Raw genomic sequence first — 13,548 nt, forward strand, 5'->3', positions numbered from 1 at the left:
CCTACAGGTCGGCCCAGCTCCAGAACTGCGGCGTCGGCTCGGGCTCGGGTTCCTGACAGGCCCGTTCGAGGGCCATCACGGCGGCCACCGCAAGGTCGATCTTGCGGCGGCTGTTCTTGTGCTCCTTGGTCAGCCGAGCGCCGCGGGCGTCGACCTTCAGTGCGCAGTTACCGATATGGCGGGCGAGCCGCGGATCTCCCGAGTGGGTCAGCTGCTTGTTGACCGTGGCCTCGTAGAAGCGCGTCGTCGCCGGGATCATCCGAGCCGGGCTCTGCGGGAACTCCACGATGGGCAGGCCCTCGTCCTCGAGGATTTGGTAGGTGCGCGCCCATCGGTACGGGTCGCACACGATCTCCCGTACCTGCCAGCGGCGGCACGCGTCCCGGATTGCGGCCTCGACGTCGAGGATCGGCACCTGCCAGTCACCGATGACGTTCTCGGGGCGCTCCCAGGCCTCGACGACGTCCACGTGCGGCAGCTCGTCCTCGTCCTGGGGGCAGGAGACGACCACCAGGGCCGTCGAGTCCCCGTTGTACGAGCCGTCGAAGCCCAGGCAGACCTCGGCGCCCTCCGGGACCGGTTCGCTGCGCTGGCATTCCTCCCAGGCGCCGGCGGGCATCCACCGCTCGGCGACCGTGGTCCAGATTCCGAGGTGGTAGCGGACGAACTCGTGCCGGGGGATCTGGTAGAAGCGGGCTGCGACGTCGGGAACGGACAGGAACAGGCCGGCGGCGGGGTTGGCGTCCCGGATGGCCTGCTGCAGCTGCTCGTGGTCGTTGAGGTCGTAGCGGTCTTCAGGACATCCCCACCACACGAACAGGAACTCTGGGTCCTCGATCTCACCGGAGTTGACCTTGATGCCGTATTCGTGGAGCTTGCCGGCCATCGAGTCGAGGTCGGCGCCCGGCGTCGTGGTGTTCACCACGACCGACCCGGCGCGCTTCGCGGCGCCGTTGGCGATGACCAGGTGCACCCGGGCCTTGTTGCCCGTCCACTCGTGGATCTCGTCCGCGAAGAACGCGCTCGGACGCTGACCGTCGTTCGTGCCGGCCACCGCGGCGACCTTGTACGCCCGGCCGGGGCCATCCTTGACCTGAACCTCGCCCTCGAAGGCGTGGAACAGGGGGCTCAACGTCGGCGACTCGGCCACGGACGTCCGTAGGTCACCGAAGAGCAGCTCGGCCTGCTCGTAGCTTGCCGCAGCGACCGGGATGACGGCAGAGCGCTGCGTCGCCAGCAGGTACGCCGCCACCCACGAGGCGATCGGCGTCTTCCCGTTACCCTTCGGCACCTCCAGGAGCGCCCGCCGGTACCGCCGGGTGCCGTCCGGCTTCAGCTCGAACAGCCAGATCAGGAACAGTTTCTGGAACAGCTCCAGCTTCACCCGCTGCCCGAACCGGTCGCCCTCGCCGTACCGGCAGTGCTTCTCAATCCACCGGATCACCTTGGGCCCATCGCTGCGCGCCGTCGTCAGCGGAGGCGCCGACAACGGCTTGGGCACCGAGTCAGGCCAGGGGAGGACCTCAACCGGTGAGGAAGGCGCGCGGGTCGTCATCGTCGTCGCCCTCCTCTGCTTCCGCGGTGAGGTCCGCGAGCGACTTGGCCCCTTCCGCGATCTTCACGCCGAGCCGAAGACGGTTCAGGGGCCCGATCCCTAGCTGCTGCTCATCCGCCTTGATCGACGCCTCGATCTTGAACGCGAGGTCATAGAGACCGTTCGGCTTCTGCTGGCCCGTCGAGCCCTCGACCACCGGCTCCTTGTCGGCAAGCCGCATGATCCGGTGATAGCGGTCGACGTTATGGATCCACCGGTCGACCAGGGGTGCGTCCCCAGGACGTAGCACGCCGGCGATAACGTCCGTCCAGTAGTCGTTCCAGGCCCGGTTCGCGGCGGCGCACAGCTTGGGCGGTGCGGCCGGCGCTTCCCCGGCGAGACGGACGATGCCGAGATCGGCGCGGTGGCGTCCTTGGCGGTCGCTAACAGGCTTCGGCGGCGGTCCCGGCAACTCGACCACCTACCCCACTAGTTGACTTACTATTGGGTCATGCGATTGTGCGTTGACTGCGGCGGGGCCGCACGCCCGAGACTTGGCCAGCGAGGACCTCACCCGAAACGCTGCCAGGAATGCCACGACCGCTACCACGAGGAGCGGCTCGAGAGTGTCAAAGAGCGCGTGAAGAACACCCCGTGGAAGCCGCGCCCTTGCTGTATCTGCAACGAGCAGATCCCCCGAACGCGCAGTAAGAGGGCAACCACGTGCTCCGATGAGTGCCAGAAGGCCAGGATCGCGAAGTACCACCGGAGCTACTACTCGGAAAACGCTGACCAGTGGCGGACGTTTGACCTCGGCCGCAAGTACGGACTCACACCGGAGGAGTACGACCGTCTCCTGGCCGCCGCCGGTGAGCGATGCGCCATCTGTCGGCGAGAACCGCCTGCGGGCAAGCGACTGGTGGTCGACCACGACCACGACACCAGCGCCGTGCGGGGTCTGCTCTGCCAGAACTGCAACGTCATGATCGGGATGGCCCAGGAGAACCCGGAGACCCTCGCGAACGCCATCGTGTACTTGCGCACCGAGGCCCCGGAGATCACCCGGTAAAGGCACGCAAAGTCACGCTGTGAAGTCAAAATCGAGCGCGGAAGCCTACGCGGCGACGCTGGCCCTCGAAAAAACGGCTCAGAACCCCTACGCGAAGTTTTGGGGCGGGGGGCCGGGTCCGGGGACGATCTTGCTCCCGAGATCGACCCCGCCCCCCTTATGCGACGTCGCCGACCTCGGGCATCACCCTGGGTGACCGTGGTGGTGGTCAGGTGGACTGTGCGTGCTTCCTGCTGTTGCAGCCACGGCAGAGGACTTGGATATTGCTCGGGTCGTCGGTGCCGCCGGCTGCCTTGGGCACGATGTGGTCGGCGGTGAGGTCGGTCGCTGGGTGAGCAGGCACCTTGAAGCCTGGGCAGTAGTCGCCCCACTCGCTGCGGTGCTGGGCTACGGCGTGGGCTGCTGCTGTGCGCCAGGCCTGGGTGTAGCCACGCTGGTGGGCGCTGCCTCTCACTCGGTCTTGCTGCTGTTGCCACTGCTGCTGGTGTGGGTCGCAGCGTGAGGGGTTGCGGGTGAGGGTGCCGCACACCAGGCAGGGGCGCATACGGCGGCGTGCCATGGCGTCCTCCCTGTGTGGTCGGGTGGTCCGGTGGGATTCGAACCCACGGCGGGTGGGGGCAGGGTCGCCCTTTCCCCGCCCAGCACCGCGAAGACCCTTCCGCCGTGCTGGTGCATTTGGCCGCTCTGCCACGGGCCGCCCGTTCACAGCGAAAGCCCCAGCCTGTGGACATCGGCTGGGGCTTCATCTGTGGTCTGTGGTGCCGCGTGAGGGCACAGTTGTACACCGAGATCGTGACACTGCTCTGACCTGCGGTCAAGCGGCGTCGCGCTGGGCCCGCTTCAGGGCGAGGATCGTGACGTCCTCGGTGGCGTACCAGGGTTGGCGCGGGCTGCCGCCGGACCGCTTGAGCTTGCCTCGGTGGACGAGCTGGCGAACGCCGTCGAGGGTGATGCCGAGCTGCTGGGCGGTCTGGTGGGCGGTGAGGTGGCCGGGCCGCAGGTTGGTCGACTCCATGGCATCCATGATGCGTCAGTGGTGTCGGGCGCAGAGGGGTGACCGGAACGCTATTCCGGTCACAATCGGGGGCTGCCCGGTGTGGCCCGAAACCCGAAACTTGCCAGCTCAGACCCGATATCGGGGGCGAAACCGGTTTCGGGTCGGGGTGAAACCTCAACCCCTTCCCGAAACCGGCCCGCGGGCCGTCAGTCGCCGTCCTCGACGGCCGGGAGATCGGCGTAGCGGACGCCCTTGGCGCCGCCACAGCAGTCCCGGATCTGCAGCTGCCGGGTGGACACCTTGAAGGGCTTCAGCGCCGTGCTGAGCGCCGTCGAGGCCGCAGCGGCGTCCATCTCCAGCCAGGGCTTGTACAGGTCCGGCCGGTAGCTGGCGAGGGCCTCGACGAGCCGGTGCGAGTGCACGGCCTCGATCCCGTCCGGCCAGATTGCGCGGACGTGGTCGACGACCGTCTCGACGTCGAGCTCCTCGACCTGCGCGCCGACGGACTGCCCGGACAGGGTGCCGGCTGCGGTGCGGAGCGCGAGCGCACGCTTGGCGATGTCCTCGGCCTCGGTCTGCTTGATGAACGCGGCGCGCACGGTGATGCCTTCACGGCCGCGGGCGAGGATGCCGGTGCCCTGCTCGTCGATGCTGATGTCCGTGGCGCGTAGGCCTCGCTCGTAGGCGCTGGTGCCAAGCACGTTGTTGTTGGCCCGCCAGTCCATGACGGCCAGGCACAGGCGGGTGCCGACCGAGCTGGAGACGGAGGTGGGCAGGGACGGGGCGTCGGGGTTCTGGGTGAGCAGGATGAGGATGATGCCGTAGGCGCGCGCCTTCTTGATCAGGCGCGTCGCCAGGGCGGCTGCCTCCTCCTTGTACTCGGGGTGCGTGAACAGTTCCTGGACCTCGTCGATGACGATGACCCGGGGGCCGAGCTGCTGCTCCGGATACTTCTCGGCGAGCGCCCGGGTGACCTTGCGGCCCTCCGGGACCTCGGAGGCGGGCAGGCTGCGGACGAACGCGGCGCGCCGCTGGTACTCGGCGATCCCGGACCGCATCCCGGCGAGCGCGGCCTCGAGGTCTTCATCCTCGTCACCACTGACGTACCGGTGGCAGATGGGCTTGACCGAGTCGAGGTCGCCGGACCCCTTGAGTTCGTAGATCCACAGTTCGGCCGACGGGTCGAGGGCCACACCGAGGACGATCGCCAGTGCACAGCTGGTCTTACCACTGCCGGGGATGCCGCCGACCAGCAGGTTCGAGTACATGAGGGTGATCTCGACGAGGTTGCCGCGCGGGTCGAATCCGTAGGGCAGCGGCTGGTAGACGTCGGCCTGGCCGTCCTTCATGAGCGGCCACAGCTTCCGGCCGGCCTTGGCCGGGTCACGCTGGGCGACCCACAGCACCAGGCGCCCCGGGTGGGCGGTGCGGTCGGCCTCCGGCCACACGGTGCTGATGGGGCGGCGCATGGCGGCGGCGAGCGCGGCCCGCTTCTCCAGCACCGCGGTGGCCTCGACGCCCGGGGGAAGGTCGACCTCGGCCCGCCAGCCGGGCCCGTCCCGCATGACCTCGGAGGCGAACTCGACGCCGCGGCGGCCCTTCTTGCCCTCGATGCCGATGGCGGCGAGCGCGTCGAACACCTCGGTGCTGTCGAGGCGGCGCAGGACGTTGGTGGCGACGTAGCGGGTGATGAGCGGCTTGTCGCCCTTCTTGCCGAAGCAGCCGGTGACCGCGGCGGCGGCGACGTAGGCGGTGAGGGTCCAGCCGGGCACCAGGAAGCTGCTGACCAGCGTCGTTATGCCGGTAACCGTGGCCACGGCGAGGGAGGCAATCCGACGCGGGCGGACACGGCGGGAGTGCTCGCGGGACAGGGCGAGCCAGGCCTCGATGTCCGCCGAGGCGGCGGCCTTGGCCTCGACCGGCCGGGCCTCGGTGTCGGCAACCCACTTGCCCCAGCGGACGACGAGTCGGCCGGCGCCGCGTGGGGCGCGCAGCAGAAGCCGGGCCAGGTAGACAGGCGCACGGAGGGCGTGGAAGGCGGTGACGTGCGCGTAGTACGAGACGGTCCAGCGGGCCGCGTCGACGAACTCGGCGGCGTTGCGTAGGAACGTGGGGACGACGGGCGGTGCTTCGGCGAGGTAGGCCTGCTTTTCGGCGAGCCAACTGCCGGGCTCGGCGTTGGCGTTGGGCGGGTCGACGGGCCTGGGCTGGGCGTCCTGGATGACGTCGATGATGGTCTCGGTCAGGACGCGGGGGGCGTCCTCGGCGTCCCGGGCATCCTGGTGGGCGTCCTTGTGGAGCTGAACGACGGTCTCCGTCATGCTGGTGGCTTCCTGCCTCTTGCTGTGGTCGGGAGGCCCGGGGACGGCGGCTGCTTGGTGGTAGGACGCCGCCCCCGGGGCGGGGCTACTTGCGGTTCTTGCGGCGGAGGGCCGCGTTCTCGATGCGCTCGATGCGGCGCTGCAGGTCGCTGATGTCGACGTTGCCGCTGCCGTCGTCGGCCATGCCGCGCTTGGCGGCACGGGCGGTCAGCGCGACGATGTGCACCTTCTCGCCGGTGGTGAAGTCAGAGAACTTGAGGTCGTCGGCCATGTCAGTGGCCTTTCTGGAAGTCGCGCCAGATGGCGCGGAGGACAAGGGCGAGGATCGCGACGGAGATACCGCCGATGGCGACCGCGATCGAGGCGAACGCGATCCCGATGCCGCCGACGCAGACGGCGCAGCTGATGGCCAGCCACTCGCCGGCGCTGCGGCCGGGCTTGTGCTGGTGCTGGCATGCGGGCGCGTGCGGGGCCTGCTGCTGTACGGCCTGCTGCGCGGCGATGACCGCGGCCACGATCCGGGTGACGTCGGTGTTGTCGCAGGCTTCCCGGACGGCGGCCTCCGCCTTGTTGAGGGCGTCGCTCACGCCGTCCACCCCCTGACGCGGCGACCGATGACAGGCCGGGCCAGGGCGCCGGCGGCGAAGGCGATGACGAGGGGCTGGGAGACCACGGCCAGGACGGTGGTACCGACCAGCGTGGCCGTGGCCGGGAAAGCGACCAGCACCCCCAGCAGGGCGCCGAAGAGAATCCAGCGCATCACGCGTATCCCCCTCGCATCTCGTCGCCCTGGACGCCGTCCTGCGGCCTCTTCGCCGCCCGGGACAGGGCCGTGCGGACGTAGTTCTCGGTGACGACCAAGCGGCGGCGACGGGCCACGTGCTCGGCGATCTCGCGGGCTTTGGCGTCCGGACCGAGGATGGATGCGGCCTCGACGACCGCGGCTTCGAGCGTCACCGGCTCCAGGGCGTTGACCTGCAGCGCATCAGCCTCATCAGGTCGATGCACCTCGTACTCCGGCGGCCGGTTGCCGAGGACCAGAGCGACCGCTACAGGGTCGACGGGCAGGCCGTAGGTGCCGAGCAGGTGGGCGAGTTCGGCCGGGGGCGCATCAGGTCGCGCATCGTGTGCGAGGCGGATGGCGTCGGACGGGTCCATCTCGGCGAAGCGAGCCCGGAGCACCTCCGTGGCGGAGGCCGTCCGGGACTTTGTGAGGTCCTCCTGGGACCTCACAACCGCCGGGGCGCCGTACATGGATGCGAGGGCCGCATCGGCTCCCTCGCGGACCCGGACGCGCTGGACGTCGACCAGGCCGGCGCCCAGCTCGGTGTCGCCTACGCCCACGTACTGGGCCAGCCGCCAGTAGCGGCGGACCGCCAGCTTGCGCTGCCACTTGCCCGGGTGGCCGTCGGCGACGGCCCGCTGGAAGGCAAGCTGCCGGGCGGCATCGGCGTTGCGGCGCATCACCTCGGCGTCCACGCCGGTGCGGTAGACGACGATGCTGCGGGCGATCAGCCCGAGGCCTTCGGCGGCGCCGGACATGGCGAGCGGGGTCACCGCGTACACGGCGGCCTCGCGAACGTCGTTGGCGATGGCCACGCCGATGCAGCTGGCGGAGACGGGGGCGAGCCACATGCCGCCCCGCACCACGACCGGTGACGCCATGCCGAGCATCGTCCTGCCGAGCATGATGAGGGCGAGGATCAAGGTGAGGCCCTCGCCGGCGGCGACGACGCCGGCGGCGGTGGCCTGCCGGTGGAAGGCGGAGACGGCGTTGCTGTAGGTGCCCCAGGCGCCGAAGCCGCCGACGATGACCATGGCGATGGCGGCGGCGCCGAGGACGACGGCCTGGCCGCGGGTGAGGTCTCGGGTGCTCACTGGCCGCCTCCCGCGAGGGCGGCGGAGAGGTCGTGGCCGAGGGCGCGGAGCCGGTCTGCGGCCTGGGTGAAGGCGTCGGCGAGCTGCTCGACCTCGTCGGGGGCGTAGGAGCCGGTGAAGTCGCACTCCTCCACGTACAGGCAGACCTCCCGGTTCTCCTCGCTGCTGGCGAAGGGGGACTGGGAGAGCATCGCGCGGCAGACCGGGATGCCGTTGGCCGCGATGGTGTGCTCGGGTCCGTAGTGGGTGATGTCCGGCTTGAACTGCGCCTGGTCGGTGCGGTGGCCGGTGCACCAGTCGGGCTCGTCGATCTCCAGCGGCTTGGTGACGAGGATGTTGACGGTGGCGGTGCGGGGCTCGGTGCTCACTGGGCACCTGCCTCGGCGTCCAGGGCGGCGAGCTTGCCGCGGAGGTAGTCGGCGTTCCAGCCGATGTCCTCGCCGGGGTCGTCGAGGACGGCGTCGGCGACGGTCCGGGCCCAGGCGGCGCGCTCCAGGAGCCGCTGCTGGTAGTCGGCGACTCCGAACGGGAGAGCGAGGGCCTCGCGGATGGCGGCGAGCAGGTCGCGCAGCTCGCGGGCCTCGGTGGATGCGGGGATCTGGGTGGTGCCGCGCTCGTGCGCGGGCATGGCAAGATCGGCCATAGCCGGATCTCCTCCTGGTTAGGTCAGGTAGGCGGTTCGGTCAGGCCCTTGGCTGGGACGGCAATCCCGGCCTTGGGCCGTCTTCAGTTGTGGGGCAGAGCTCTACGGCTGCTGCTTCTTCTCATAGGCGCGGATCGCCTGGTTGACGCTGGGGGTCTTGACGCCGAGCTCTCTGGCGACGGCGGCTTGGCTGCCGAGTTCGTCGACGCCGGCGATGAGGGCGAGGGCCCGTTCGTCGGTGGCGTCCTGGTAGGCGCGCTGTGCGGCTTGCTGTTTGCGGACGGCCTCGTCGTGCCGTTCTTTCCACGTAGTCACGTCCCTCCTCGTACCGGAGGCGACTGCCTGACCACAAGCATAAGCAGGGGTGCTTATCTCGGTCAAGGGTGTCATGCCGCATCGCCGTCCGCCCAATGACCGGACGCGAGGACGAGCCAAGTCTCGGGCGGGTAGACGGTGTTGCACCACTGACATTCGACCTTGGCAGTGCCGTGCGGGACGCGCAGGACGGCCCCGCAGACGACACCGTCCTCGAAGACGGCCGGGCAGTTACCGAGCCGCAGCGACGGTTCGGGCGGGTTCACGATCGAGGTGACGTCCCGCACCAGGTCGCGGATCTCCTCGGCGAACGCGCCGGCCATCGGCCAGCTCGCCGCGATCCAGTCGAGGTTGATGGACAGGGCCCGGGCTGCGACGGCGACACGGCGCGGGGTGTCGCCCGTGGTAGCGGGCTCGCCCCAGCCGCGGTCGGACTGCATGGCGGACCGCCAGTCCTCCAGGATGCCGACGATCCCGCCGGGCCCGCGCAGGTTGAACGCGGGCTCGGCGATCGGCAGCGGCGCCTCCACCGGCCGGGCTCGGCCGAGCTCGGGCCGGCGGCCGCCGGGGTGGAGGAACGCGGCGAGGGCGTCGTACATGCGCGGCATGCGGTCGAGGTGCCGGGCCGTGGCCCGAGCGCAGCCCGGGCACAGGTAGCCGTGCTCGAGGTCGCGCTCGCACAGGCCACACGGGTTCATGAGACCTGCTCGGCGTCGATGGGTGGAGCCTCAGTGGAGGGCAGGTCCCGGGTGCAGTACCAGCCGGTCGTGATCCGTCGGCCAGTACGGCGCTCGATCTTCCACTCGGCCGGCTTCCGGCAGGGGCCGAGACCCTGCGCCCGGCGGGCCAGAGTGGAGCGGCACGGCTGCATGCGCCCCTCCGGCCCGGCGGGGTCGACGGGCCAGCCGCCCACCTGCCAGGTTGCGGTGACAGCATCCTTGCCGTCCTTCCACGACCAGGCTGCGGTCGTTGCGTTGCTCATCGGTGGGCCTCCACGCGGTGCTGCAGCTGGGCCTGGGCGGCGAGCCGGGCCTTACGGTCCCGGCGGTCGTCACGGATCCCGAAGAGGATCTGTACGAGCAGCATCAGGTCCATGCCGATGGCGATGCCGATGACGAGCAGCTGGATCTCGTGGTCGCTCATGTCGTACTCCCGGGCTTAGAAGGGGGGTTCGTCGGAGTAGCCGGCGCCCTGCTGTCGGGCGGTTGGGGCAGAACGCTTGTCTTCCTGGGAAGAGGAGCGTTGGCTGCCACCCCAGCCGCCGTTCTGCTGCTGGCCGTTGGCGGGCTGGGCGCCGGCCCACGGATCGCCCCCTGGGCTCCGTTCGCCGGTACGGACTCCAGACGCCGGGTTCTTCGTGACCTTCGCGGTGGCGCGGGCGAGGGTCGGGCCGACCTCGTCCACATCGATCTCGTAGACCGTCCGCTTCACCTGCTCGCGGTCCTCGTAGGAGCGCTGCTTCAGCCGGCCCTGGACGATGACCCGCGTGCCGCGGGCGAGGGACTCGGCGGCGTTCTCGGCGGCCTGCCGCCACACCGAGCAGGTGAGGAACAGGGTCTCGCCGTCCTTCCACTCGTTCGTCTGTCGGTCGAAGACGCGCGGGGTGGACGCGACGCGGAACTTGGCGACGGCGGCGCCGGCCGGGGTGAAGCGGAGCTCGGGGTCGTCGACGAGGTTGCCGACGACGGTGATGACGGTCTCTCCAGCCATCAGCTGGTCTCCTTCGGGGTGAGGTGCGTCATTTGACGCACCTGGTGCGGGATGCTGAGCGGGAGGCCGGCCCGGTTCCCGCGGGCCGGCCGTTGCCGTGCGGGTCAGAGCCAGTTCATGTGCTGGCCGGGCACGTCGAACGCGCGGATGCCGTCCGGCCGGGTGCGGCCGGTGAGCACGTAGTAGACGTCGTGGCTTGCCTCGCAACGGTGCTCGTCGCACGTCGAGGTGCGGATGAGGCGGCCAGCGCCGTCCCTGGCGAAGCTGAAGCCGATCGCGCCGCCTGGTTCGTCGGTGATCTCGGCCAGGGCGAGGGTCACGAGGGTCGCTGGCCGTGAGCATCCGTCCAACTCCAGGCAGTGGGCGCTGCGGTAGCGGGCGGGGACGCGTTCGATGCGGGTCTGCACGATGGCGTATCCGTGGTCGCGGATGTCGTCGGCGGCGGCCTCGAGCGTGCCGGGGGCGAGAGTGCGTTCGGTCACTGGTTCTCCTCGGTGGTGGTGTCGGCAACCGTGGGCGTATCCCCACGACTGGCCTGGCTGCGGAGCTTCTGGGCGTGGCGGGCGGCGAGGCCGCGTTGCCGGGCGGCGGCGAGGGCTGCGCGCCGGCGCTTGGCGTTCTCGGCGCGGATCCGGGCGGCGGCGATCTTCTCGGCCACGATGTCGTCGACGTTCATCGCGCGGGCCGCGGGGTGTTGGGGACGGGCATTGAGGCGCCTCCTGTTGCGGGTGTGCTGACCTCGTCCCGGCGGCGTGGTCGGTCGTGGACCCTGTGTGTGACCTCGTCCTCGTCCCACCTAAAGAAGTGGGACGAGGGACGAGGACTCACGACCTCGTCCGGGACGAGGTGGGACGAGGTGGGACGAGGTCATTTCCGGGAGTTGTCGATCAAGAGGGGTGTATGAAGTGGGGCAGAGTGGGACAGACGACCTCGTCCCATGCCCGGGACGAGGTCACGCGGCCTCCTCCTCGGGCAGTTCGTCCCCATTTGTGGACGGGGTGGCGAGGCTGTGGAGAGTGGCGCCGCGCGGGCCCGGCTCGGTCACGATCCGGCCGGAGTCGACGAGGGCTGCGACCGCCCGTCGCACGTCCACGGCGCGGCCGGCGACGCGGTCCTCGATGCCCTTGCCGGGCAGCGGGCCGGGTGCTCCGGCGAGCGCGTCGAGCACCTTGTTCTGCAGCGCGCGCAGGCGGCGCGCGTCCTCGTCGGCCTCGCGGTCCTCCTCGTCGCGCTGGATCGGCGCGTACAGGTGGGCCTCGGCGTACTCCTGCGACTCGGACTTGACGACCAGGTCGGCGTACCAGTGCATGCCGCTGGAGTGCGACAGACCGTTCTTCCGGATCTGGCCAGGCCGGTCCTTGGCGACGCGGATGGTGGACTTGCCGGTCACCCCGATGCCGAAGGGGCGTCGGTTCTCCAGCATGTACATCACGCCGTTGAGGCCGTTGAGTTTGTGGACGCCGCCGATGCTGTACCGGCCCCTGTTCTCCGACGACTTGACGACGTGGTCGAGGGTGACGACCGCGGCGCCGCTGTTCATGAGCGGGCGCAGCAGTTGGCGGCCGAACTTGGCGATGTCGGTGTTGTCCTTCAGCTCGAGGCCGAAGAGGCTCATGCCTTCGGTGACGCCGTCGACGATTGCGAGGGTCGGCTCGTGGTCGAGGACGGTGGCCAGGTCGATGAGGTCGATGTCGCTCGGGCTGTTCTCCGGGCGGACGTAGTGGAAGTTCTCCAGGACGACGGCCGGGTTCGCACCGAGGCACAGCAACCGACCGACGACGCCGCCCGCGTCGTCCTCAAAGTCGAGGTACAAGACGTGGTTGCCGTCGTTGATCTCCTGCAGACAGGCGATGAGGGCGAACCACGTCTTGCCCGCCTCGGACTCGCTGGCCACGCTGTTCATCCGGCCCGGGTAGAACAGGCCGACGCCGTCGTCTCGCCGACCGACGGTGGGCTGCGGCGGCTTGTAGCTGCCGTCGAGGACCGACCGCAGGTCCTGCGCCGCCCACGTGCGGGGAGCCGGCTCCTTGCCCGCGGGCTCCGCGTCCACGTCGCCCCAGTCGACGGGCGGCTCCTCGCCGTCCGGGCCGAAGTAGGCGTCCATCGCGGCGTCGAAGTCGGTCGTCACGCCACCCACCCCCGGTCGCTCGGCCTGGTGGACGCGCTGTCGAACGAGGCCCTCGCTTCCGAGTCGGTGAGTCCCACCGCTGATGCCGCCGACAGCAGGCCCAGCTCGGCCTCGCCGAGGTCGATGAGGTTCTGCTCGGCCAGCTCGTGCGCGCGGCACGCGGCGAAGAAGAAGGCGTTGTTGCGGTTGCCCTCGTGGGAGTCCATGACGTGCTGGACGAGGTCGGCCACGGTCCACATGCGGCCGCCGCCAGGGCGCCCTTTCGGTCGTTCTTGCGGGGGAAACCGGTGGCGGGGCGTGGCGCGGGCGGGGGGCACGGTGCGCCGCTGCTTCCGAGGCAGCAGGGTGGCCGGCCAGTCGACGGCGGGTGCCGCATACGTGCCGTCTCCTACCCACTGGTAGCGGCCGCCGGAGGCGTGCACGGAGGGGGCGAGCAGGATGTAGCCGTTGTGCTTGAAGTCGATGCCGGGACCGAGCAGGCCGGGCAGTTCGAAGTCGGGGGAGCGGTACAGGATGTGCAGGCCTCCGCCGCCGGTGAGCTGCATGGTGGTGCCGGGCAGGACGCCGACCCGGTTCTCCAGCGCCTCGTAGGATTCGCGGCCGCCGTTGCGGGGGTCGATGTCGACGACGGCCCAGCCGTTGAGCTTGCAGGGCGCGCCGATGTTGGCGTCGGGTTCCTCGCGCCACCAGCGGCGGACGAGGTCGAGGTCAGTGGTAGCGGCCCAGAACCCGTGGCAGGTGGGTACGCCGCATTGGCAGTCCTCGGGGCGGTGCTTGATGTACAGGCTGCTCTGCCGGTCGCAGCGCGCACAGTTGGCGTATGGGGTCTTGTTCCGCCGAACACGAAAGACCTTGATGCCCGCCTTGGCGTAGGTCTCGGCGGCGGCCGGGAGCTGGGCGGGAATGCGGAGGCCGACGGTCACGAACTGCTCTCTTCTACGAGCTGGATCAGT

At 70.1% G+C, this 13,548-nt stretch carries 21 protein-coding genes; 1 reads left to right on the plus strand and 20 read right to left on the minus strand.

Annotated elements, in window-relative coordinates; all coding sequences use genetic code 11:
• Window position 1: 1 nt before the first annotated feature.
• The gene (locus ACFYOH_RS11145; protein ID WP_388623708.1) at window positions 2–1,444 is read right to left on the minus strand and encodes a terminase TerL endonuclease subunit; all 1,443 of its coding nucleotides are present in this window, start codon (window positions 1,442–1,444) and stop codon (window positions 2–4) included.
• Window positions 1,445–1,523: 79 nt separating this feature from the next.
• On the minus strand, window positions 1,524–2,015 hold the full coding sequence (locus tag ACFYOH_RS11150; RefSeq protein WP_388623711.1) for a hypothetical protein: 492 nt from the start codon (window positions 2,013–2,015) through the stop codon (window positions 1,524–1,526).
• 159 nt (window positions 2,016–2,174) lie between these two features.
• Between ACFYOH_RS11150 and ACFYOH_RS11155 the strand changes: the two genes are divergently transcribed.
• The gene (locus ACFYOH_RS11155) at window positions 2,175–2,603 is read left to right on the plus strand and encodes an endonuclease VII domain-containing protein (protein WP_388623713.1); all 429 of its coding nucleotides are present in this window, start codon (window positions 2,175–2,177) and stop codon (window positions 2,601–2,603) included.
• A gap of 208 nt (window positions 2,604–2,811) precedes the next feature.
• Here the strand turns inward: ACFYOH_RS11155 and ACFYOH_RS11160 are convergent, their stop codons facing one another.
• The 18 genes from ACFYOH_RS11160 to ACFYOH_RS11245 form a co-directional block, all read right to left on the minus strand.
• Window positions 2,812–3,162, minus strand: coding sequence for an HNH endonuclease (locus tag ACFYOH_RS11160; protein ID WP_388623716.1), 351 nt, complete (start codon window positions 3,160–3,162; stop codon window positions 2,812–2,814).
• A 255-nt stretch (window positions 3,163–3,417) separates the two neighbouring features.
• Window positions 3,418–3,618, minus strand: coding sequence for a hypothetical protein (locus ACFYOH_RS11165; protein ID WP_388623718.1), 201 nt, complete (start codon window positions 3,616–3,618; stop codon window positions 3,418–3,420).
• Between the two features lie 188 nt (window positions 3,619–3,806).
• Entirely contained in the window at window positions 3,807–5,921 is a 2,115-nt protein-coding gene (locus ACFYOH_RS11170; RefSeq protein ID WP_388623721.1) for an FtsK/SpoIIIE domain-containing protein, read from the minus strand.
• An 85-nt stretch (window positions 5,922–6,006) separates the two neighbouring features.
• Window positions 6,007–6,192: a DUF6257 family protein gene (locus ACFYOH_RS11175; protein ID WP_388623723.1), complete on the minus strand. Its 186-nt coding sequence runs from the start codon at window positions 6,190–6,192 to the stop codon at window positions 6,007–6,009.
• Window position 6,193: 1 nt separating this feature from the next.
• Entirely contained in the window at window positions 6,194–6,508 is a 315-nt protein-coding gene (locus ACFYOH_RS11180; RefSeq protein WP_388623726.1) for a hypothetical protein, read from the minus strand.
• Window positions 6,505–6,681: a hypothetical protein gene (locus tag ACFYOH_RS11185; protein ID WP_388623729.1), complete on the minus strand. Its 177-nt coding sequence runs from the start codon at window positions 6,679–6,681 to the stop codon at window positions 6,505–6,507. Before ACFYOH_RS11185 ends, ACFYOH_RS11180 begins: the two co-directional genes overlap by 4 nt.
• Window positions 6,681–7,799: a hypothetical protein gene (locus ACFYOH_RS11190; protein WP_388623732.1), complete on the minus strand. Its 1,119-nt coding sequence runs from the start codon at window positions 7,797–7,799 to the stop codon at window positions 6,681–6,683. The genes ACFYOH_RS11185 and ACFYOH_RS11190 overlap by 1 nt, the downstream gene beginning before the upstream one ends.
• On the minus strand, window positions 7,796–8,167 hold the full coding sequence (locus ACFYOH_RS11195; protein WP_388623734.1) for a DUF6907 domain-containing protein: 372 nt from the start codon (window positions 8,165–8,167) through the stop codon (window positions 7,796–7,798). Before ACFYOH_RS11195 ends, ACFYOH_RS11190 begins: the two co-directional genes overlap by 4 nt.
• Window positions 8,164–8,442, minus strand: a complete 279-nt coding sequence (locus tag ACFYOH_RS11200; protein ID WP_388623737.1) for a hypothetical protein — start codon at window positions 8,440–8,442, stop codon at window positions 8,164–8,166. Before ACFYOH_RS11200 ends, ACFYOH_RS11195 begins: the two co-directional genes overlap by 4 nt.
• 102 nt (window positions 8,443–8,544) lie before the next feature.
• Window positions 8,545–8,757, minus strand: a complete 213-nt coding sequence (locus ACFYOH_RS11205) for a hypothetical protein (protein ID WP_388623740.1) — start codon at window positions 8,755–8,757, stop codon at window positions 8,545–8,547.
• 71 nt (window positions 8,758–8,828) lie between these two features.
• Window positions 8,829–9,455: a hypothetical protein gene (locus tag ACFYOH_RS11210; protein ID WP_388623743.1), complete on the minus strand. Its 627-nt coding sequence runs from the start codon at window positions 9,453–9,455 to the stop codon at window positions 8,829–8,831.
• Window positions 9,452–9,739 (minus strand): hypothetical protein, encoded by a 288-nt coding sequence (locus ACFYOH_RS11215; RefSeq protein WP_388623745.1) that lies wholly within the window; start codon window positions 9,737–9,739, stop codon window positions 9,452–9,454. Before ACFYOH_RS11215 ends, ACFYOH_RS11210 begins: the two co-directional genes overlap by 4 nt.
• Complete coding sequence (locus ACFYOH_RS11220) at window positions 9,736–9,900, minus strand: hypothetical protein (RefSeq protein ID WP_388623748.1); 165 nt, start codon at window positions 9,898–9,900, stop codon at window positions 9,736–9,738. The genes ACFYOH_RS11215 and ACFYOH_RS11220 overlap by 4 nt, the downstream gene beginning before the upstream one ends.
• 15 nt (window positions 9,901–9,915) lie before the next feature.
• The gene (locus ACFYOH_RS11225) at window positions 9,916–10,467 is read right to left on the minus strand and encodes a single-stranded DNA-binding protein (protein WP_388623750.1); all 552 of its coding nucleotides are present in this window, start codon (window positions 10,465–10,467) and stop codon (window positions 9,916–9,918) included.
• 104 nt (window positions 10,468–10,571) lie between these two features.
• On the minus strand, window positions 10,572–10,949 hold the full coding sequence (locus tag ACFYOH_RS11230) for a hypothetical protein (protein WP_388623753.1): 378 nt from the start codon (window positions 10,947–10,949) through the stop codon (window positions 10,572–10,574).
• Window positions 10,946–11,143, minus strand: coding sequence for a hypothetical protein (locus tag ACFYOH_RS11235; protein ID WP_388623754.1), 198 nt, complete (start codon window positions 11,141–11,143; stop codon window positions 10,946–10,948). Before ACFYOH_RS11235 ends, ACFYOH_RS11230 begins: the two co-directional genes overlap by 4 nt.
• A 276-nt stretch (window positions 11,144–11,419) precedes the next feature.
• A complete protein-coding gene (locus ACFYOH_RS11240; protein WP_388623756.1) occupies window positions 11,420–12,595 on the minus strand; it encodes a DNA primase in 1,176 nt (391 codons plus the stop codon).
• The gene (locus tag ACFYOH_RS11245; protein WP_388623759.1) at window positions 12,592–13,518 is read right to left on the minus strand and encodes a bifunctional DNA primase/polymerase; all 927 of its coding nucleotides are present in this window, start codon (window positions 13,516–13,518) and stop codon (window positions 12,592–12,594) included. Before ACFYOH_RS11245 ends, ACFYOH_RS11240 begins: the two co-directional genes overlap by 4 nt.
• Window positions 13,519–13,548: the final 30 nt, after the last annotated feature.

The organism is Streptomyces sp. NPDC007856, assembly GCF_042868225.1.
GTDB lineage: Bacteria > Actinomycetota > Actinomycetes > Streptomycetales > Streptomycetaceae > Streptomyces.